The 583-nt window shown below is 43.6% G+C and carries 1 protein-coding gene and 1 pseudogene; both read right to left on the bottom strand.

All coding sequences use genetic code 11. From position 1 onward, the window contains the following. A pseudogene (locus ACWHAR_RS29985) lies at positions 1–174 on the bottom strand (cupin domain-containing protein); the annotation flags it as partial. Between the two features lie 131 nt (positions 175–305). Beyond that, positions 306–583, bottom strand: a 278-nt coding sequence (gsiB, locus tag ACWHAR_RS29980) for a glucose starvation-inducible protein GsiB (RefSeq protein WP_452088796.1), incomplete at its 5' end; no start/stop codon positions are given.

Genomic DNA, 583 nt, shown 5'->3' with positions numbered 1-583 from the left:
CTCCCCTTCAAGAACAATAAACAATTCGTCTGAGTCAGGGTGATGGTGCCAGTCATATTCTCCCGTAAACACCGCAAGGCGCACGCAGTGGTCGTTGACCTCTGAGATTGAAAAATTGGCGTGCTTTTCTTTGACTTCATTTGCGATGGCGAGCAAGTTTTGCATCTTGGACATTAGCGAAAACCCCTTTTTCACTTATTGTATCGCAATAGCGGCATAAATTGAGAAGATTCCAAAAAAAAGCGATCCAGCTGATGTGCCGGATCGCTTTTTTATTTACAGGTTGTCTGCCTTTATGCTTTTGATTAGTCGTTGTTGCGGGCGTTTCCGCCTTTTGAGCCAATTTCTTGGTAGAATTCTTTATCATGATTTTTGCTTGTTGCCTCTCCGCCTTTTCGGCCGATTTCTTGATAGAATTCTTTGTCATGATTTTCGCTAGTGGCTTCTCCGCCTTTTTCACCGATTTCTTGATAGAACTCTTTGTCATGGTTCTTGCTAGTGGCTTCTCCGCCTTTTTCGCCGATTTCCTGATAGAATTCTTTGTCATGGTTTTTGCTGGTGGCTTCTCCGCCTTTTTGACCAA

It is taken from the genome of Bacillus sp. LR--39 (assembly GCF_053613335.1).
The sequence above is the reverse complement of the archived record's forward strand: the minus strand, read 5'-3'. Positions and strand labels throughout refer to the sequence as shown.